Here is a 14895-nt window from a genome sequence, read left to right as displayed (position 1 = left end):
CGCCGAGGTGCCGGCCTCGCCGAGGTGTCCGTGCGCTCCCCGGGGCGCCGCCGTCCCCGCGGGGCTTAGCCTGCAGACCCGGTGTCTCGGCGGAGGAGCGACGCCGACCGCCGGAGCGGCGCGGTCCCTCCGCCCCCGCGCCCCTGATTAGGGTGAAGCCATGAGCGAGCCGGCACTCCCCGAGACGACGGCCCCGCGGGCCTCGGCCCCGCACGACCACCGCCGCGACCGGCGCATCCCCGAGCCCGTCGACCGGTTCGCCACCGGCGAGGAGTACCCCGAGTACCGCGTCGACCTGGAGCGGATCCGCTTCTCGCCCTACTTCGCCCGCCTCTCCGCGGTGACCCAGGTCATCTCGCCCTCGGGCGTCGGCCAGGTCGTGCACAACCGGCTCACGCACTCGATCAAGGTCACCGCGGTCGCCCGCGCGATCGCGATGCAGCTGACCACCACCGATCCCGCCCAGCGCGAGCTGGTCGAGCGGCTCGGCGGCTGCGACCCGGTGGTCGTGCAGGCCGCGGCCAGCGCGCACGACCTCGGCCACCCTCCGTTCGGCCACCTCGGCGAGCAGGCGCTCGACCGCCTCGCGCGCGAGCGGCTGGGGCTCGCGGAGGGCTTCGAGGGCAACGCGCAGTCGTTCCGGATCCTCTCCGAGCTCGACGTCTGCGAGACGGTGGAGGTGGGGCTGAACCTCACCGCCGCCTCCCGAGCCGCCGTGCTCAAGTACCCGTGGGGGCGGACGGTCCACCGCCCCGGCATCGACTCCGCCGACCCGACCGAGCTGCCCCGCGGCTCGACCGCCAGCCGGTGGGAGACCGCACCGCCGAAGTTCTCGGCGTACACGCTCGACCTCGACGACCTGCTCGACGCCCGCTCCGGCTTCGCCGCGATCGCCCCCTGGCAGCAGACCCTCGAGTGCTCGGTGATGGACGTCGCCGACGACATCGCCTACTCGCTGCACGACCTCGACGACTTCTACCGCGCGGGAGTGCTGCAGCAGGCGGCCGTCGCCGTGGAGTTCCGCGCGTTCCTCCGCGAGCAGAACGCGCTCGCCGCCCTCGACGCCGAGGAGCTGTGGGCGCGCGCCCCCGGGCACTCGCTCGAGATGCTCCGCCGGAGGCTCGTGGCCCGCGACCCGTGGATCGCGAGCGACGAGCACTTCCGCGCCTCCGTGGAGCGGGTGTCGACCGAGCTGGTCGAGGGGCTCCTCGCGCTCCCGTTCGACGGATCGACGCGTACCGAGCGCGCGATCGAGGCCTTCGTCTCCTCCTGGATCGGCCGCCTGCAGCGCTCCGTGGTGGTGCTCGCCGAGCCGAACGTCCGCTCGGGCCACCTCTCCCTCCTCCCCGACGCCTGGCACGACGTGGCCGTGCTGAAGTTCGTGCACACGCGCTTCGTGATCGACCGGCCGGACTTCGCCACCTACCAGCGCGGCCAGTCGCAGGTGCTCGAGACGCTGGTGACCCACCTCGACGCCTGGCTCGAGGACCCGCGCGACGGCTCGCGGGCTCCGCAGAAGCTGCTCGACCTGATCGAGCTCGCGACCGACGGCTACTTCCGCCTGCGCGCCGACCACCCCGACTGGCTCCCGGCGGACGAGCGCGGCCGGCCGACCTCCGACCCGGCCGCGCTGCAGCGGCTCGGCCGGGGGCGCGGTGTGGTCGACTACGTCGCGACCCTGACCGATGAGCAGGCGATGGCGCTCGCCGCCCGCCTCCGCGGCGATCGCGAGCCGTGGGCGATGGGGACCTGACGCCCCGGCGGGTGGGTTGACACCGCGTGTCGCGTGTGGCCTCGGCGGCTCCTCGCCCGTCGTTCCGGGGGAGGAGCCTCCGCCGGGCCGCCGAGGACGCGTTCCGCGACCGCCCAGCGGGCGTCCAGGAAGCGCAGCCTGAACGACAGCGTAAAATCACGGAGGCACATGCCAGGATCGACAACTCGACAGGGAGTTCCGTTGGACGGAAACGCAACGACCACGCACCGCAACGTCGCATTGCTGTCCGTCGCGACCACGCTGGCTCCGCGCGTGACCACCTCGGCCGAGATCGAGGCGCGGCTCGCTCCGGCGCTCAAGCGCCTGCGGCTCCCCACCGGGCTCCTCCAGCGCGTCGCCGGAGTGCACGAGCGCCGCAACTGGGGCTCCGAGCAGGGCTTCGACGGAGCGGCGATCGACGCGGGCAAGCGCGCTCTCGCCGAGGCCGGCGTCCGCGCCGACCAGATCGGCCTGATCATCAACACGTCGGTGACCCGCAAGCACCTCGAGCCCTCGGTCGCCGTGCGCCTGCACCACGGGCTCGGCCTGCCCTCATCGGCCATCAACTTCGACATCGCGAACGCCTGCCTCGGCTTCGTCAACGGCATGACCCTCGCCGCGCAGCTGATCGACTCCGGCCAGATCCGCTACGCGCTCATCATCGACGGCGAGGACGCCGACGAGATCCAGGTCAACACCATCGAGCGCCTGAGCCGCGAGGGCGTCAAGCGCAAGGACTTCATGAGCGAGTTCGCGAGCCTGACCCTCGGCTCCGGCGCCGCCGCGGCCGTCCTCGGCCCGGCCGACGAGCACCCCAAGGGCCACCGCATCCTCGGCGGCATCACCCGCGCGGCCACGCAGTTCAACGAGCTCTGCGTCGGCAGCGTCGACGGCATGTTCACGGACGCGAAGGCGCTGCTCAAGGGCGGCATGGAGCTCGTCCTCTCGGCGTGGAAGGAGGCCACCCGCGACTGGAACTGGAGTGGGATGGACCGCTACATCACGCACCAGGTGTCGGACGTGCACACCGACGCCCTGGTGAAGGCGGTCGGCATCGACCGCAGCCGCGTCCCCACGACCTACCCCACCCTCGGCAACGTCGGCCCGGCGTCGATCCCGATCACCCTGGCCCAGGAGGCCGAGACCCTGCAGCCCGGCAACCGGGTGCTGCTCATCGGAGTGGGCTCGGGCATCAACACCGCGATGCTCGAGATCGCCTGGTGACCGCGCCCCACCCGGCCGAGCGGATCCGCGGAGCGCTCGGCTCCACGGCCGCCGCGCAGCTGCCCCCGGCCGGGCTCGACGGGCTCGATCCCGCGTGGTCGCGCCTCGTCGACGCTCCGGACGCCCAGGGCGTGCCGCGCCGCTGGCACCTGCTCGACACGGGCGAGGCCCTCGGCACGGAGCCCGTCGGCACCGTCCTCTGCGTGCACGGCAACCCCACCTGGTCCTACCTCTGGCGCCGCCTCGCGGCCGCCACGCTCGAGTCGGCCCGCAGCGGAGGCCCCGCCTGGCGGGTGGTCGCTGTCGACCAGCTCGAGATGGGCTTCTCCGAGCGGACCGGCGCCCTGCACACGCTCGCCGACCGCGTGCGCGAGCTCTCCAACCTCACCGACGTGCTCGGCCTCGACGACGTGGTCACCCTCGGCCACGACTGGGGCGGAGTCGTCTCGCTGGGCTGGGCGGTCGACCACCCGGAGCAGCTGCGCGCCACGATGCTCCTGAACACCGCGATCCACCAGAGCGCCGACGAGCCGATCCCGGCCCCGCTCCGGCTCGCGCTCGCCTCGGGTGTGCTCGGCGCCTCGACGGTCGGCACGCCGGCCTTCCTCGAGACGACCCTCGCGCTGGGGCACCCGGCGCTGCCCTCCGCGGTGAAGGAGGGGTACCGCGCGCCCTACCGGTCCGCGTCGCGCCGCGGCGGAGTGGGCGGCTTCGTCGCCGACATCCCGGTCGACTCCGCCCACCCGAGCGACCCGGAGCTGCAGCGCATCGCCGAGGGCGTCAGCGCCCTGACGACGCCGGCCCTGATGCTCTGGGGCCCGCTGGACCCGATCTTCTCCGACCGCTACCTCGACGACCTCGTCGACCGCCTCCCGCACGCGCAGGTCCACCGCTACGAGGGAGCGGGCCACCTGGTGGCCGAGGACGTCGACTACTCGTCCGCCGTCCTCACCTGGCTGGGCGACCTCTCCGACGGCGAGGAGCCGTTCGGCGGCGACCCCGCCCCCGACGTCCGCCGCCCGACCGCGCCGGTCGAGCCGCTCTGGGCGCACCTCGACCGCAACGCGCAGGACGACTCGCTCGCTCTGGTCGAGATGGCGCCTCCCGGAGGCGGCGGGCCCCGCTCGGTCTCGTGGCGCCTGCTCTCGCAGCGGGTCCGCGAGCTCGCCGCCGGGCTCCGCGCCTCCGGCGTCTCCCCGGGCGACCGCGTCTCGCTCCTCGTGCCGCCCGGTGCCGACCTGACGGCGCTGCTCTACGCGTGCCTGCGCATCGGAGCCGTCGTGGTCGTCGCCGACGCGGGCCTGGGCCTGCGCGGTCTCACCCGCGCGGTCCGCGGTGCCTGGCCGGATCTGGTGGTCGGCGCCCTGCCCGGCCTCGCCGTCGCGCGGGCCCTCCGCTGGCCCGGCGGCCGGGTCTCGACGCAGACCCTGCCCCGCGCCTCCGCCTCGGCCCTCGGGGTCGACACCTCGCTCGGGCAGCTGATCGAGCTCGGCCGCGCCGAGCTGGCCGCCGACCCGGAGGCGCTGGGCGAGGCTCCCGCCGCCGACGCCGTGGCCGCGATCCTGTTCACCTCCGGCTCGACCGGCCCCGCCAAGGGCGTCGTCTACACGCACCGGCAGCTCGCCGGCGTCCGCGACGCGCTCGCCCGCCAGTACGGGATCGGACCGGGCACCGGCCTCGTCGCGGGCTTCGCGCCGTTCGCCCTGCTCGGTCCCGCGCTGGGCACGCGCTCCGCCACTCCGGACATGGACGTCACCGCGCCCCGGACGCTCACCGCGGCCGCCGTCGCCGCGGCCGCCGCCCGGGTCGACGCGACCGTGCTGTTCCTCTCGCCGGCCGCACTGGCCAACGTCGTGGCCACCGCCGGCGCGCTCGACGCCGACGACCACCGCGCCCTCGCCGGCGTGCGCACCTTCCTCTCGGCCGGGGCCCCCGTCTCGGCGGGACTGCTCGGCGAGGCGCAGGCGCTCATGCCGAACGCCTCCGCCCGCACTCCCTACGGCATGACCGAGGGGCTGCTGCTCACCGACGCGTCGCTGGAGGGCATCCGCGAGGCCGCCGCCGATGACGATCCGCGCGGAGGCGTCTGCGTGGGCGTACCCGCCGCGGGCGTCCGGCTGCGGATCGCCCCGCTCGACGCCGACGGCCGCGCCGCGGACGAGCCGGAGGAGATCACCGGCACGACCGGCGAGATCGTCGTCTCGGCCGGTCACGTCGAGGACCACTACGAGCGCCTCTGGCTCACCGACCGTGCCGCCCGCGTCGGCGCCGTCCCGGGTGAGCGCTGGCACCGCACCGGGGACGTCGGGCGGATCGACTCCGCCGGCCGCCTCTGGGTCGAGGGCAGGATGCCGCACGTCGTCGTCACGCCCGACGGTGTGGTCACGCCGGTCGGACCCGAGCAGCGGATCGAGGCGCGCGTCGCCTCGGTCGCCCGCGCCGCGATCGTCGGAGCCGGCCCGCGCGGAGTCGCGCAGCTGGTCACCGTGGTCGAGCTGCGCTCGGGCGCGCGCCGCGTGGTGCTGGCCGAGGAGGCCCTCGCCGCCGAGGTGCGCGCGGCCGTCGACCGGCCCGTCGCCGCGGTGCTGGTCGTCCCGGCGCTGCCCACCGACATCCGCCACAACTCCAAGATCGACCGGGCCGCGCTCTCGCGCTGGGCCGAGGGCGTGCTCGCCGGCGGCCCGATGGTGGCTCCGTGAGGGTCCTGGTCACCGGCGCGAGCGGCCTGCTCGGCGGTGCGGTGGCCGCGGGCCTCGTCGCGCAGGGGCACGAGGTCCGCACCTTCCAGCGTCGGCTCTCCGGGGTCGCGGGCGTCGAGGAGGCGCGAGGCTCCCTGACCGATCCGCGCGCGGTCGAGGAGGCCGTCGACGCGGCCGAGGGCGTCGTGCACCTCGCCGCGAAGGTCTCGCTCGCCGGCGATCCTGGCGACTTCGACCGCGTGAACATCGACGGCACCCGGCGTCTGCTCGCCGCCGCCGCCCGCGCCGGCGTGAGCCGCTTCGTCCAGATCTCGTCGCCCTCCGTCGCCCACTCCGGCTCCTCGATCACCGGCGACGACGCCGAGCCCGCCGATCCGGACCGGGCCCGCGGCGACTACGCGCGCACCAAGGCCCGCGCCGAGCTGCTGGCCCTCGCTGCCGACGCCCCCGGCTTCGCGGTGGTCGCCGTGCGCCCGCACCTGGTCTGGGGTCCGGGCGACACCCAGCTCGTCGCCCGCATCGTCGAGCGGGCGCGCGCCGGCCGGCTGCCGCTCCTCGGGCACGGCCAGGCGCTGATCGACTCCACCTACATCGACAACGCCGCCTCGGCGATCGTCGCCGCTCTCGGGCGGGCGGAGGAGGTGCACGGCCGCTCCTACGTCGTCACCAACGGCGAGCCGCGCCCGGTCGCCGAGCTGCTCGCCGGGATCTGCCGCGCCTCGGGCGTCGAGCCGCCGCGCTGGTCCGTCCCCGCCTCCGTCGCCCGCGCTGCGGGCTCGCTCGTCGAGCGCGTGTGGGCCGTGCGGCCCGGCGCCGACGAGCCGCCGATGACCCGCTTCCTCGCCGAGCAGCTCTCGACCGCGCACTGGTTCGACCAGCGCCGCACGCGCGCCGATCTGCAGTGGAGCCCGTCGGTCACCCTCGACGAGGGACTGGCCCGTCTGTCCGCCGCCCGCTGAGGCGCCGGCTCCCGAGACAGAGGAACGGACGGGACCCCGTCGCCGAGGCGAGGGGTCCCGTCCGTCCGGGGGCTCCCGCGACGGATCGCGGGAGGGGAGCCGAGGTCAGTCGGCGAGGATGAGGTACAGCGCGCGACGGGTCTCGTCGAGCTTGGCGGACGCGGCGGCGCGCTGCGCCTCGGTCGCTCCGCGGAACTGCTGCACGACGCCCATCAGCTTGCCGACGTTCTCCATGAAGGCGCGATCGGCGTCGCTCGCGCCGGGAGTGGCCTCCCAGGCCGCGTCGAGCTCGTCGGCGTGCTCGCGCACGTAGGTGCCGCCCGCGTCCGTGAGCTGGTACTCGGTGCCGCGGCCCTCGCCGACGGCCGTGATGAGGCCCTCGTCGACGAGCTGCTGGAGGGTGGGGTAGACGGAGCCGGGGCTGGGACGCCACGATCCGTTCGTCTTCTCGGCGATGGCCTTGATCAGGCCGTAGCCGTTCGAGGACTTCTCGGAGAGGAGGGAGAGGAGAGCCGCGCGGACGTCACCGCGTCGGGCGCGTCCTCCGCCGCGGCCGAAGGGGCCGCCGATGCCGGGGCCGAAGCCCGGGCCGAAGCCGAAGCCGGGCCCGAAGCCGCGGCCGTGACCGCCGGGTCCGCGGCGCTGTCCGCGTCCGGGGTGCTCGTGGCGGGAGGAGTGGTCGCCGTCGCAGGAGTCGCGGCGGTCGTCGGAGAAGAAGGTCCTGGAGTTCATGGGTGTGCTGCTCTCTGTCGTGAGGGGATCCCTTTCGATCGGATCCGGTCGCCCGTCGGGAGCGGCTGCTTCCGATCTGTCGGCGATGCAGTAACGATATATCGGTGAAGGATCGGATGTCAACACCTGAATTGCCCGTAGCCTGGGAGCTCCCCGTCGATCGAGAGGTCCCGCATGCCGCTTCCCGACTCCGAGCTCGAGGCGTACCTCGACTCCTCCCTCCTCGCCGGGGACGTCCTCACCGGCCGCGCGAGCAACCTCGGCAACCTCCGCGGCCTCGCCGCCCGCGAGCCCGCGCACCTCTACGGGGTGGACGTGGCGGAGGACTGGACGTTCGAGAGACTGCTCGCGCTGATGGGGGAGCGCGTGGGGATCAGCACCGACCCCTCCTTCGAGAGCGGGCAGGACCGGATCGACGCCCGCCTGACGGTCGCGGGGCTCGCCCGCTACCGCGAGCGGTTCGCCGCCGCTGTCCGCGAGGGGGCGCTCCTCCTGTTCGCCACCGCGCACCCCGCGACCCTGATGGACGTCTACCGCCGCTTCGCTGCTGCCGCGACGGAGCGGGGCGCCCGCGTGATCGACGTGAACGCGCTCCCGTTCGCCGCCCCCGACGGCATCCGCGTGCCTCTCGCGGACGAGCACCAGGCCCTGTGGTGCACCGGCGGGGTCACCTGCGTCTACCGCGGGGGAGGGCTGCAGCACACGCACTCGCCGGAGCCGATGGACGCGCTGCTCGACCGCCTCGACGAGCTCGGCGTCCGCCCCGACCTGGTCGTCGCCGACCACGGCTTCGCGGGCGCGGCCGGCCGGCGGGGGCTGCCGGTCATCGCGATCGCCGACTGCAACGACCCGGCGGTGTTCGTCGCCGAGGCGCAGGGCTCGATCGAGGTGGTCGTCCCGATCGACGACGGGCTGGCCGTCCACCTCTACGAGCCGGTGATCGACTTCGTCCTCCGCGCCCTCTCGGAGCCCGCGCGCACCTGACGGCTCGTAGAATCGCCTTCGGCTCGTCGCGATCCCGGATCCGACGGGCCGACCGTTTTCCCGAGTCCCCGCACTCGCCACCACTGCAGACGGAGCATCCGTGACCCAGCCCCACGACGGCCTCCTCCCGCGCTTCGCCGTCGGCGTCGACATCGGGGGGACGTCGATCAAGGCGTCCCTCGTCGACGTCACCACAGGCGAGCGGGCGGCTCGGCGCTTCGCGGTCGCGAACCCGCTGGGCAAGGAGCCCGAGGACTTCGCCGAGGCGATCGCCGGCATCGTCCGCGACGTCTCGCCGATCGCGGGCACGCCCGTGGGCGTCGGCTTCCCCGGGATCGTCCGCGGCGGCATCGTCCGCCAGACCACCCACGTCTCGCAGCGCTGGGTCGGGCTCGACGCGCAGGCCCTCCTCTCGGAGGCGACCGGGGTCGACGTCGTCGTCGTCAACGACGCGGACGCGGCGGGGGTCGCCGAGCGCGAGTTCGGCGCGATGCGCGGACGCGAGGGCCTCCTCCTGCTGACCACCCTCGGCACCGGCATCGGGACGGCGCTCGTCCACGAGGGCGTGGTGATCCCCAACTCCGAGCTCGGGCACCTGCACATCGACGGTCCCGACTTCGAGCCGCAGGTCGGCTTCTCGGCCGTCCGCCGCGAGGGCATCACCCTCGAGGAGTGGGCGGGTCGCCTCAGCGTCTACTACCGGCACCTCGAGATGCTGCTCTCGCCGCAGCTGTTCGTGATCGGCGGCGCGGCGGCGCACGTCTTCGACGAGTTCGCCCGCTTCCTCGACATCGGCACCGAGATCGTCCCCGCCCGCTTCGGCAACGACGCCGGATTCACGGGCGCCGCGATGGTCGCCGTCTCGCCCGACCGCCTGGCGCCCTGGTACCGCTCCACTCGCGGCGCCCGCCTCGACCCCGGGGCCCCCGCCATCGCCGACTGACATCATCCCTGCACCGAGGGAGCCCCGACCCGTCGAGGTGACCCGGCGGAGCGGGGTCCGTCGACGGTTCGGGGTTCGTTCAGTGAGCCGACAGGCTGCGGTAGACGGCGTCCAGCCGGGCGGCGGCGGCCGGCCAGGAGTGGGCGGCCGCCCAGTCGACGCCGCCGCGGCCGAGACGCGCCAGCTCACCGGGCGAGCCCAGCAGGGTCAGGATCGCCTCGGCCCACGCCGCGGGGGAGTCGGAGTCGAGCAGCACGCCGCTCCCGCCGTCGCGCACCGCGTCCACCAGGCCGGTCGTCCTGCGCGCGAGCACGGGAGTGCCGCTGCCGGCCGCCTCGAGCGCGATCAGCCCGAAGGTCTCGGCCGCCGAGGGCACGAGCGCCAGCTGCGCGCTCCGGAGCCGCTCCGCCACCCGGTCGCGGTCGGCGGCCCCCTCGATCAGCACGCGGTCTCCCAGCGGAGCCGCCGCGGCGCGCACCGCGTCGAGGTACGACTCCCGGCCCGGTGCCGCCCCGCCCACCAGCCGCAGCACCGGCCGCTCCGCCGGCGCGATTCTCGCGAGCGCCTCGACCGCCAGCAGCTGGCCCTTGAGCGGCTGCACCCGGCCGACCAGGACGACTCCGGAGCGCTCGCCGCCGCCCGGGCGGAACCGCGCGTCGACTCCGGGGGGCACCACGACGACCCGGTCCGGCTCCGCGCCGTACCCGCTGACGACGTCCTCCCGCTCCGAGGCGCCCGCCACCACGATCGCGTCGGCGGAGGCGAGCACGGAGCGCTCCGCGTCGATCCGCTGCTGCGGCTCCGCGACGTCGCCCGGGGCGAGCCGGGCGTTCTTCGCGAGCGAGCCCGAGTGCATCGAGTGCACGTGCGGCCGGCCGGTGAGCGCCCCCGCGAGGCCCGACACCCAGTAGTGCGAGTGCACGACGTCGGCCCCCTCCGCGGCGCGCGCGAACTCCGGCGCCGCGGACGCCAGCGCGTACTTGTCGCCCGCCGGCACCGGCACGCCGACCACCCGCACACCCGGCGCGAGCCTCCGGACGCCCTCGCCGCGGGTCAGCACCTCGATCTCCCAGCCGAGCGCCGCCAGCTCCGGGAGCACCGCCGCGAGGTACACGTTCATCCCGCCCGCGTCGCCCGTCGACGGCTGCTCGAGCGGGGAGGTGTGCGCCGAGACGACGGCCAGACGGGGCATCCCTCCATCGTAGGGACGGCCGTGCGTCCTCCACGGATCCCGGCCCGCGGCTCGCAGCGCCTCCGGAATCGGGTTGAATAGACGGATGCGCTCGTTCGAGCGCGGAGAGCGTGAGGTCCATGGCCCGCCAGAGTCCCCCCGGTGAGGTGCTGCCGTCGGCCGCACCCGGGCCGGTGACCGCCGGCCACGAGCCCTTCTCCGAGCAGGACATCCGCGCCCTCGTCGGAACCGCCGCCGTTGAGAAGGGCACCGCGTACGCGGACGAGGGCCGCGTGCGCGAGCTGCAGTGGTTCGGCGGCCGCACCCGCCTCTTCGGCCAGGTCCGCGGATCCGGGCGCTCGCCGTACGCCGTGAGCGTGCAGCTCCGCGACGAGGGCGAGCACTGGACCCTCCTCGGCGGCGCCTGCAGCTGCCCGGTCAAGCACGAGTGCAAGCACGTCGCCGCCGTCCTGATCGAGGCCCTGCGCCGCGAGCGCGAGGGCGGAGTGGCCGGTCCCTTCCCGGGCGAGGCCGCTGTCGACGCCGTCCCGGAGTGGCGCAGCGCGCTCGCCCCACTCCTCGCCGGCGCGGAGCGCTCGCACACCGGCATCCCGCTCGGCCTGCAGTTCGAGCTGCTGCCCGGCGAGCCCGTGCGTCGCCCGCCCGGCCGCTACAACTCCTACCGGCCGCCGCCCGAGCCGCGCCCGCGCCTGGGCGTGCGCCCGGTGCGGATGGGCGACCGCGATCGTTGGGTCCGCACCGGCACCAGCTGGCGCGACCTCGGCTACCTGCACTACAGCCACGACTACGACGAGCGCCAGATCGACGTGATCCGCGAGATGCAGGGCCTGCTCTCCGGGCACAGCGCCTCCAGCTACTACTCGCCCGACACCTGGCTCTACCTCGACCAGTGCCGGAGCGAGGCGATCTGGGCGGCACTGCACGGCGCCGTCCGCGCGGGCATCGGCCTGGTGATGGGCGACCGCGACCAGACGCCGCTGAAGATCCTCGACACGACGGCCACCGCCTCCATCGACGTCACGCGCACCGCCGCCGGCCTCGAGCTGCGCTCGCTCGTCGCGATCGGCGACCACCCGGCGCCCGAGGAGTTCGGCTTCATCGGCGACCCGGCCGTCGGCCTCTACACGTGGGAGGGCGGCGACGAGATGCGCGCCCGCCCGGTCACGCTCATCCCGTTCGCCGCGCCGCTGCTGTCCTCCGCGCGCACGTTCCTCTGGAGCCGCGAGGCCATCCGCATCCCGGTGGCCGAGGAGTCGGCGTTCCTCACCGAGCACTACCAGCGGCTGCACCGGCTGTTCGACATCGTCTCCCGCGACGGCTCCTTCGAGGCGCCCGCGGTGCCCGAGCCGCGCCTCGGCCTCACCCTCGAGCACACCGACGGCGCGGGCCTGCGCGGCTCGTGGTGGTGGCGCTACGGAGTGGAGGGGGCGCGCGGCGGCGTGGACGCCGAGCGGCTCCCGCTGCGGGTCGGCGAGGACGCGGGCTACCGCGACCCCGAGGCCGAGCAGCGGATCCTCGACTCCCTCGTGGGAGCGGGTCTCGACCCGGAGTCGACGCCCGCCCTGGTGTCCCCGTCGAGCAGGCGCCTGCGCCCCACCTTCGACCTGCGCGGCATGCAGACCGTCGGCTTCCTCACCGGCGAGGTCGAGCGGCTCCGCGAGCTCGGCACCGTCGAGATCGAGGAGATCGGCGAGCGCGTCGAGTACCGCGAGGCGCAGACCGCCCCCGTGGTCGCCGTGCAGACCGTCGCCCAGCCCGACAGCCGCGACTGGTTCAACCTCGAGATCTCCGTCACCGTCAACGACGAGGCGGTCCCGCTGGCCGAGATCTTCCTCGCGCTCGCCCGCGGCGACGAGTACATGGTGCTGCCCAGCGGCGTCTACTTCGCCCTCGACGACGAGCGGTTCGGCCGCCTCCGCGAGCTGATCGCCGAGGCCCGCGAGCTCTCGGACGACCCCGGCGAGACCCTGCGGATCAGCCGGTTCCAGTCCTCCCTCTGGGACGAGCTGGTCGAGCTGGGCGTCGTGGAGGCCCAGGCCGCCGCCTGGCGCCGCTCCGTGGAGGGGCTCTCCGGCTTCACCGCGACCGGTGCGCTGGAGTCGCGGGTCCTGCCCGAGGGCTTCGCCGTGGAGCTGCGGCCCTACCAGCAGCTCGGCTACGACTGGCTCTCGTTCCTCTACGACAACCAGCTCGGCGGCGTGCTCGCCGACGACATGGGCCTGGGCAAGACCGTGCAGTCCCTCGCCCTGGTCACCCGGGTGATGCAGGAGCAGCGCGCCGCGGCCGCGGAGGCGGGCACCTCGCCGCGCCCGTTCCTCGTCGTCGCGCCCACCAGCGTGGTGCCCAACTGGGTCGGCGAGGCCAAGCGCTTCGCCCCGGACCTCCGCGTCGTCGGGATCGACGAGACGTCGAAGAAGAAGCGGAAGGCGCTCTCGAGCGTCATCGGCGAGGCCGAGCTGGTCGTCACCTCCTACGCCCTGTTCCGGCTCGACTACGAGTCGTACTCGGGCATCCAGTGGTCGGGGCTCCTCCTCGACGAGGCGCAGTTCGTCAAGAACCGCCAGTCGGCGACGCACCAGCTCGCGCGCCGGCTCGACGTGCCCTTCAAGCTGGCCATCACGGGAACGCCGATGGAGAACAACGTGATGGAGCTCTGGTCGCTGCTGTCGATCGTCGCTCCGGGCCTGTTCCCCTCGCCCGCCGGGTTCGTCGAGTTCTACCAGAAGCCGATCGAGCGCGAGGCCGACAGCGAGAAGCTCTCGCAGCTGCGGCGGCGCATCCGCCCGCTGATGCTGCGGCGCACCAAGGAGCTCGTCGCCAAGGAGCTGCCGCCCAAGCAGGAGCAGACCCTCGAGGTCGAGCTCGGCCCGAAGCAGCGGAAGGTCTACGACACGTACCTGGCGCGGGAGCGGCAGCGCGTGCTGGGCCTGATCGGCGACTTCGAGAAGAACCGCTTCGCGATCTTCCGCGCGCTGACCGTGCTGCGCCAGGTCGCGCTCGACGCGGCACTGGTCGACGAGGCGCACGAGAGCGTGCCCTCCACCAAGCTCGACCTGCTCGACGAGCTGCTGGGCGACGCACTCGGCGAGGGGCACCGCGTGCTGGTGTTCAGCCAGTTCACGCGGTTCCTCGGCCGGGTCCGCGGGCGGCTGGACGCGGCGGGCATCGAGTACGCCTACCTCGACGGAGCGACGAAGAAGCGCGACGAGGTCATCGATCGGTTCCGCTCGGGCGCGGCGGGCGTGTTCCTGATCTCGCTCAAGGCCGGCGGCTTCGGGCTCAACCTCACCGAGGCCGACTACTGCATCCTGCTCGACCCGTGGTGGAACCCCGCCACCGAGTCGCAGGCGGTCGACCGCGCGCACCGCATCGGGCAGACCCGCTCGGTCATGGTCTACCGCCTGGTCGCGAAGGACACGATCGAGGAGAAGGTGATGGCCCTCAAGGAGGCGAAGGCCGCGCTCTTCGCCGCGGTCATGTCGGACGACGGCGCGGCGGCCACCGGCGGGATCACCGCCGAGGACGTGCGCGAGCTGCTGGGCTGAGCGCCGCCGCTACTCGCGCACCTGCTCCAGCAGGGTCGTGACGGCGGCGCGGGTGTCGGCCGCGAGTCGTCCGAGGCGGTGCGCGGCACGGATCGACACCGGCCGGTACGGGTGCACGAGCCGCCGGGCCGCCGTGCAGGGCAGCGCGAACGCCGCGACGACGCCCGCGTCGATCCCGTCGAGTCCGCCGTCGTCCCGGCCGAAGACGAGCTCCCGGCCCTCGCGCGCGAGAGCCTCCGGCAGGTCGGCCTCGCCGATCGGGAGGCGCAGCACGGCGAGCAGGCCGGCCGCCTGCACCCGGCGCGGCAGCGGGCGTCCGAGGCGTCCCGCCGCGTGCACCGTGAAGAAGTCGGCCTGCCGCTCCAGGATGCCCGTGACCGTCTCGGCGAGGCGCTCCATCTCGGGGTGCAGCGAGAGCCGGGCGAGCCGGCGGTAGCCGTGCACCGCGACCCGGGCGTCCACCGCGAGGGCCAGCGCGACGGGGCCGGCGAGGGAGGCCGCGGCGCGGTCGAGGAGCGGGCGCGACCTCACCGTCGGCTCCGGCGGGCGGATGTCGATGCCGCGGATCTGCGGCGAGGCCGCGAGCACGTCGCCCAGGGCGTCGGCGATCCGGTGCCGCTCGGCGGCCCAGACGGACGCGAACGCGCGGACCTGCTCGTCGGGGTGGGCGCGCGCGAGGGGGAGCACCCGGGCCACGGTGGCGTGCTCGATCGCCCGCAGGTACGCGGTGGCGACGATGGCCTCGCGGTCCAGCGGCACCTCCTCGAACTCGCGCACCGAGAAGTGCTCGCGCAGGGCGCCGTGCGCGCTGCGGTGGTGGTCCTCGAGGTCGAACGGTTCCGCGATGCCCACGTCGTGCTCCTC

Annotated in this window: 10 protein-coding genes; 7 read left to right on the top strand and 3 right to left on the bottom strand. The window is 74.6% G+C overall.

What is annotated here, in order from left to right; all coding sequences use genetic code 11:
• Nucleotides 1-160 precede the first annotated feature (160 nt).
• From C5C99_RS01830 to C5C99_RS01815, 4 genes are all read left to right on the top strand, one after another.
• Nucleotides 161-1753 (top strand): deoxyguanosinetriphosphate triphosphohydrolase family protein, encoded by a 1593-nt coding sequence (locus C5C99_RS01830; RefSeq protein WP_104233447.1) that lies wholly within the window; start codon nucleotides 161-163, stop codon nucleotides 1751-1753.
• A gap of 168 nt (nucleotides 1754-1921) precedes the next feature.
• On the top strand, nucleotides 1922-2977 hold the full coding sequence (locus tag C5C99_RS01825) for a 3-oxoacyl-ACP synthase III (protein ID WP_104224183.1): 1056 nt from the start codon (nucleotides 1922-1924) through the stop codon (nucleotides 2975-2977).
• Nucleotides 2974-5676, top strand: a complete 2703-nt coding sequence (locus C5C99_RS01820) for an alpha/beta fold hydrolase (protein ID WP_258063592.1) — start codon at nucleotides 2974-2976, stop codon at nucleotides 5674-5676. The genes C5C99_RS01825 and C5C99_RS01820 overlap by 4 nt, the downstream gene beginning before the upstream one ends.
• Nucleotides 5673-6635, top strand: coding sequence for an NAD(P)-dependent oxidoreductase (locus tag C5C99_RS01815; RefSeq protein ID WP_104339502.1), 963 nt, complete (start codon nucleotides 5673-5675; stop codon nucleotides 6633-6635). Before C5C99_RS01820 ends, C5C99_RS01815 begins: the two co-directional genes overlap by 4 nt.
• 105 nt (nucleotides 6636-6740) lie before the next feature.
• Here C5C99_RS01815 and C5C99_RS01810 read toward each other — a convergent pair whose 3' ends face one another.
• Nucleotides 6741-7367: a PadR family transcriptional regulator gene (locus tag C5C99_RS01810; protein WP_104287704.1), complete on the bottom strand. Its 627-nt coding sequence runs from the start codon at nucleotides 7365-7367 to the stop codon at nucleotides 6741-6743.
• Between the two features lie 174 nt (nucleotides 7368-7541).
• On the opposite strand from C5C99_RS01810, the gene C5C99_RS01805 reads away from it, so the two are divergent.
• Both C5C99_RS01805 and C5C99_RS01800 read left to right on the top strand, forming a co-directional pair.
• Nucleotides 7542-8351 carry a phosphatase gene (locus C5C99_RS01805; protein ID WP_104261467.1) on the top strand — a complete coding sequence of 270 codons (810 nt, stop codon included), beginning with the start codon at nucleotides 7542-7544 and terminating at the stop codon, nucleotides 8349-8351.
• Between the two features lie 100 nt (nucleotides 8352-8451).
• A complete protein-coding gene (locus tag C5C99_RS01800; RefSeq protein ID WP_258063591.1) occupies nucleotides 8452-9294 on the top strand; it encodes an ROK family protein in 843 nt (280 codons plus the stop codon).
• 79 nt (nucleotides 9295-9373) lie between these two features.
• Here the strand turns inward: C5C99_RS01800 and C5C99_RS01795 are convergent, their stop codons facing one another.
• On the bottom strand, nucleotides 9374-10486 hold the full coding sequence (locus tag C5C99_RS01795; RefSeq protein ID WP_104339500.1) for a glycosyltransferase: 1113 nt from the start codon (nucleotides 10484-10486) through the stop codon (nucleotides 9374-9376).
• Nucleotides 10487-10605: 119 nt separating this feature from the next.
• Between C5C99_RS01795 and C5C99_RS01790 the strand changes: the two genes are divergently transcribed.
• Complete coding sequence (locus C5C99_RS01790; RefSeq protein ID WP_104233442.1) at nucleotides 10606-14031, top strand: DEAD/DEAH box helicase; 3426 nt, start codon at nucleotides 10606-10608, stop codon at nucleotides 14029-14031.
• 9 nt (nucleotides 14032-14040) lie between these two features.
• Here C5C99_RS01790 and C5C99_RS01785 read toward each other — a convergent pair whose 3' ends face one another.
• Entirely contained in the window at nucleotides 14041-14883 is an 843-nt protein-coding gene (locus tag C5C99_RS01785) for a hypothetical protein (protein ID WP_104225933.1), read from the bottom strand.
• Nucleotides 14884-14895 lie beyond the last annotated feature (12 nt).

The sequence above is a fragment of the Rathayibacter sp. AY1C4 genome (assembly GCF_002932195.1).
GTDB lineage: Bacteria > Actinomycetota > Actinomycetes > Actinomycetales > Microbacteriaceae > Rathayibacter.
This window is presented reverse-complemented; position numbering and strand designations above follow the sequence as displayed.

Bases quoted from the DNA above. Each gene is read 5' to 3' on its own strand.
- C5C99_RS01805 (WP_104261467.1), top strand. From the start codon at position 7,542: ATGCCGCTTCCCGACTCCGAGCTCGAGGCGTACCTCGACTCCTCCCTC.
- C5C99_RS01795 (WP_104339500.1), bottom strand. From the start codon at position 10,486: ATGCCCCGTCTGGCCGTCGTCTCGGCGCACACCTCCCCGCTCGAGCAG.
- C5C99_RS01790 (WP_104233442.1), top strand. From the start codon at position 10,606: ATGGCCCGCCAGAGTCCCCCCGGTGAGGTGCTGCCGTCGGCCGCACCC.
- C5C99_RS01810 (WP_104287704.1), bottom strand. From the start codon at position 7,367: ATGAACTCCAGGACCTTCTTCTCCGACGACCGCCGCGACTCCTGCGAC.
- C5C99_RS01830 (WP_104233447.1), top strand. From the start codon at position 161: ATGAGCGAGCCGGCACTCCCCGAGACGACGGCCCCGCGGGCCTCGGCC.
- C5C99_RS01825 (WP_104224183.1), top strand. From the start codon at position 1,922: ATGCCAGGATCGACAACTCGACAGGGAGTTCCGTTGGACGGAAACGCA.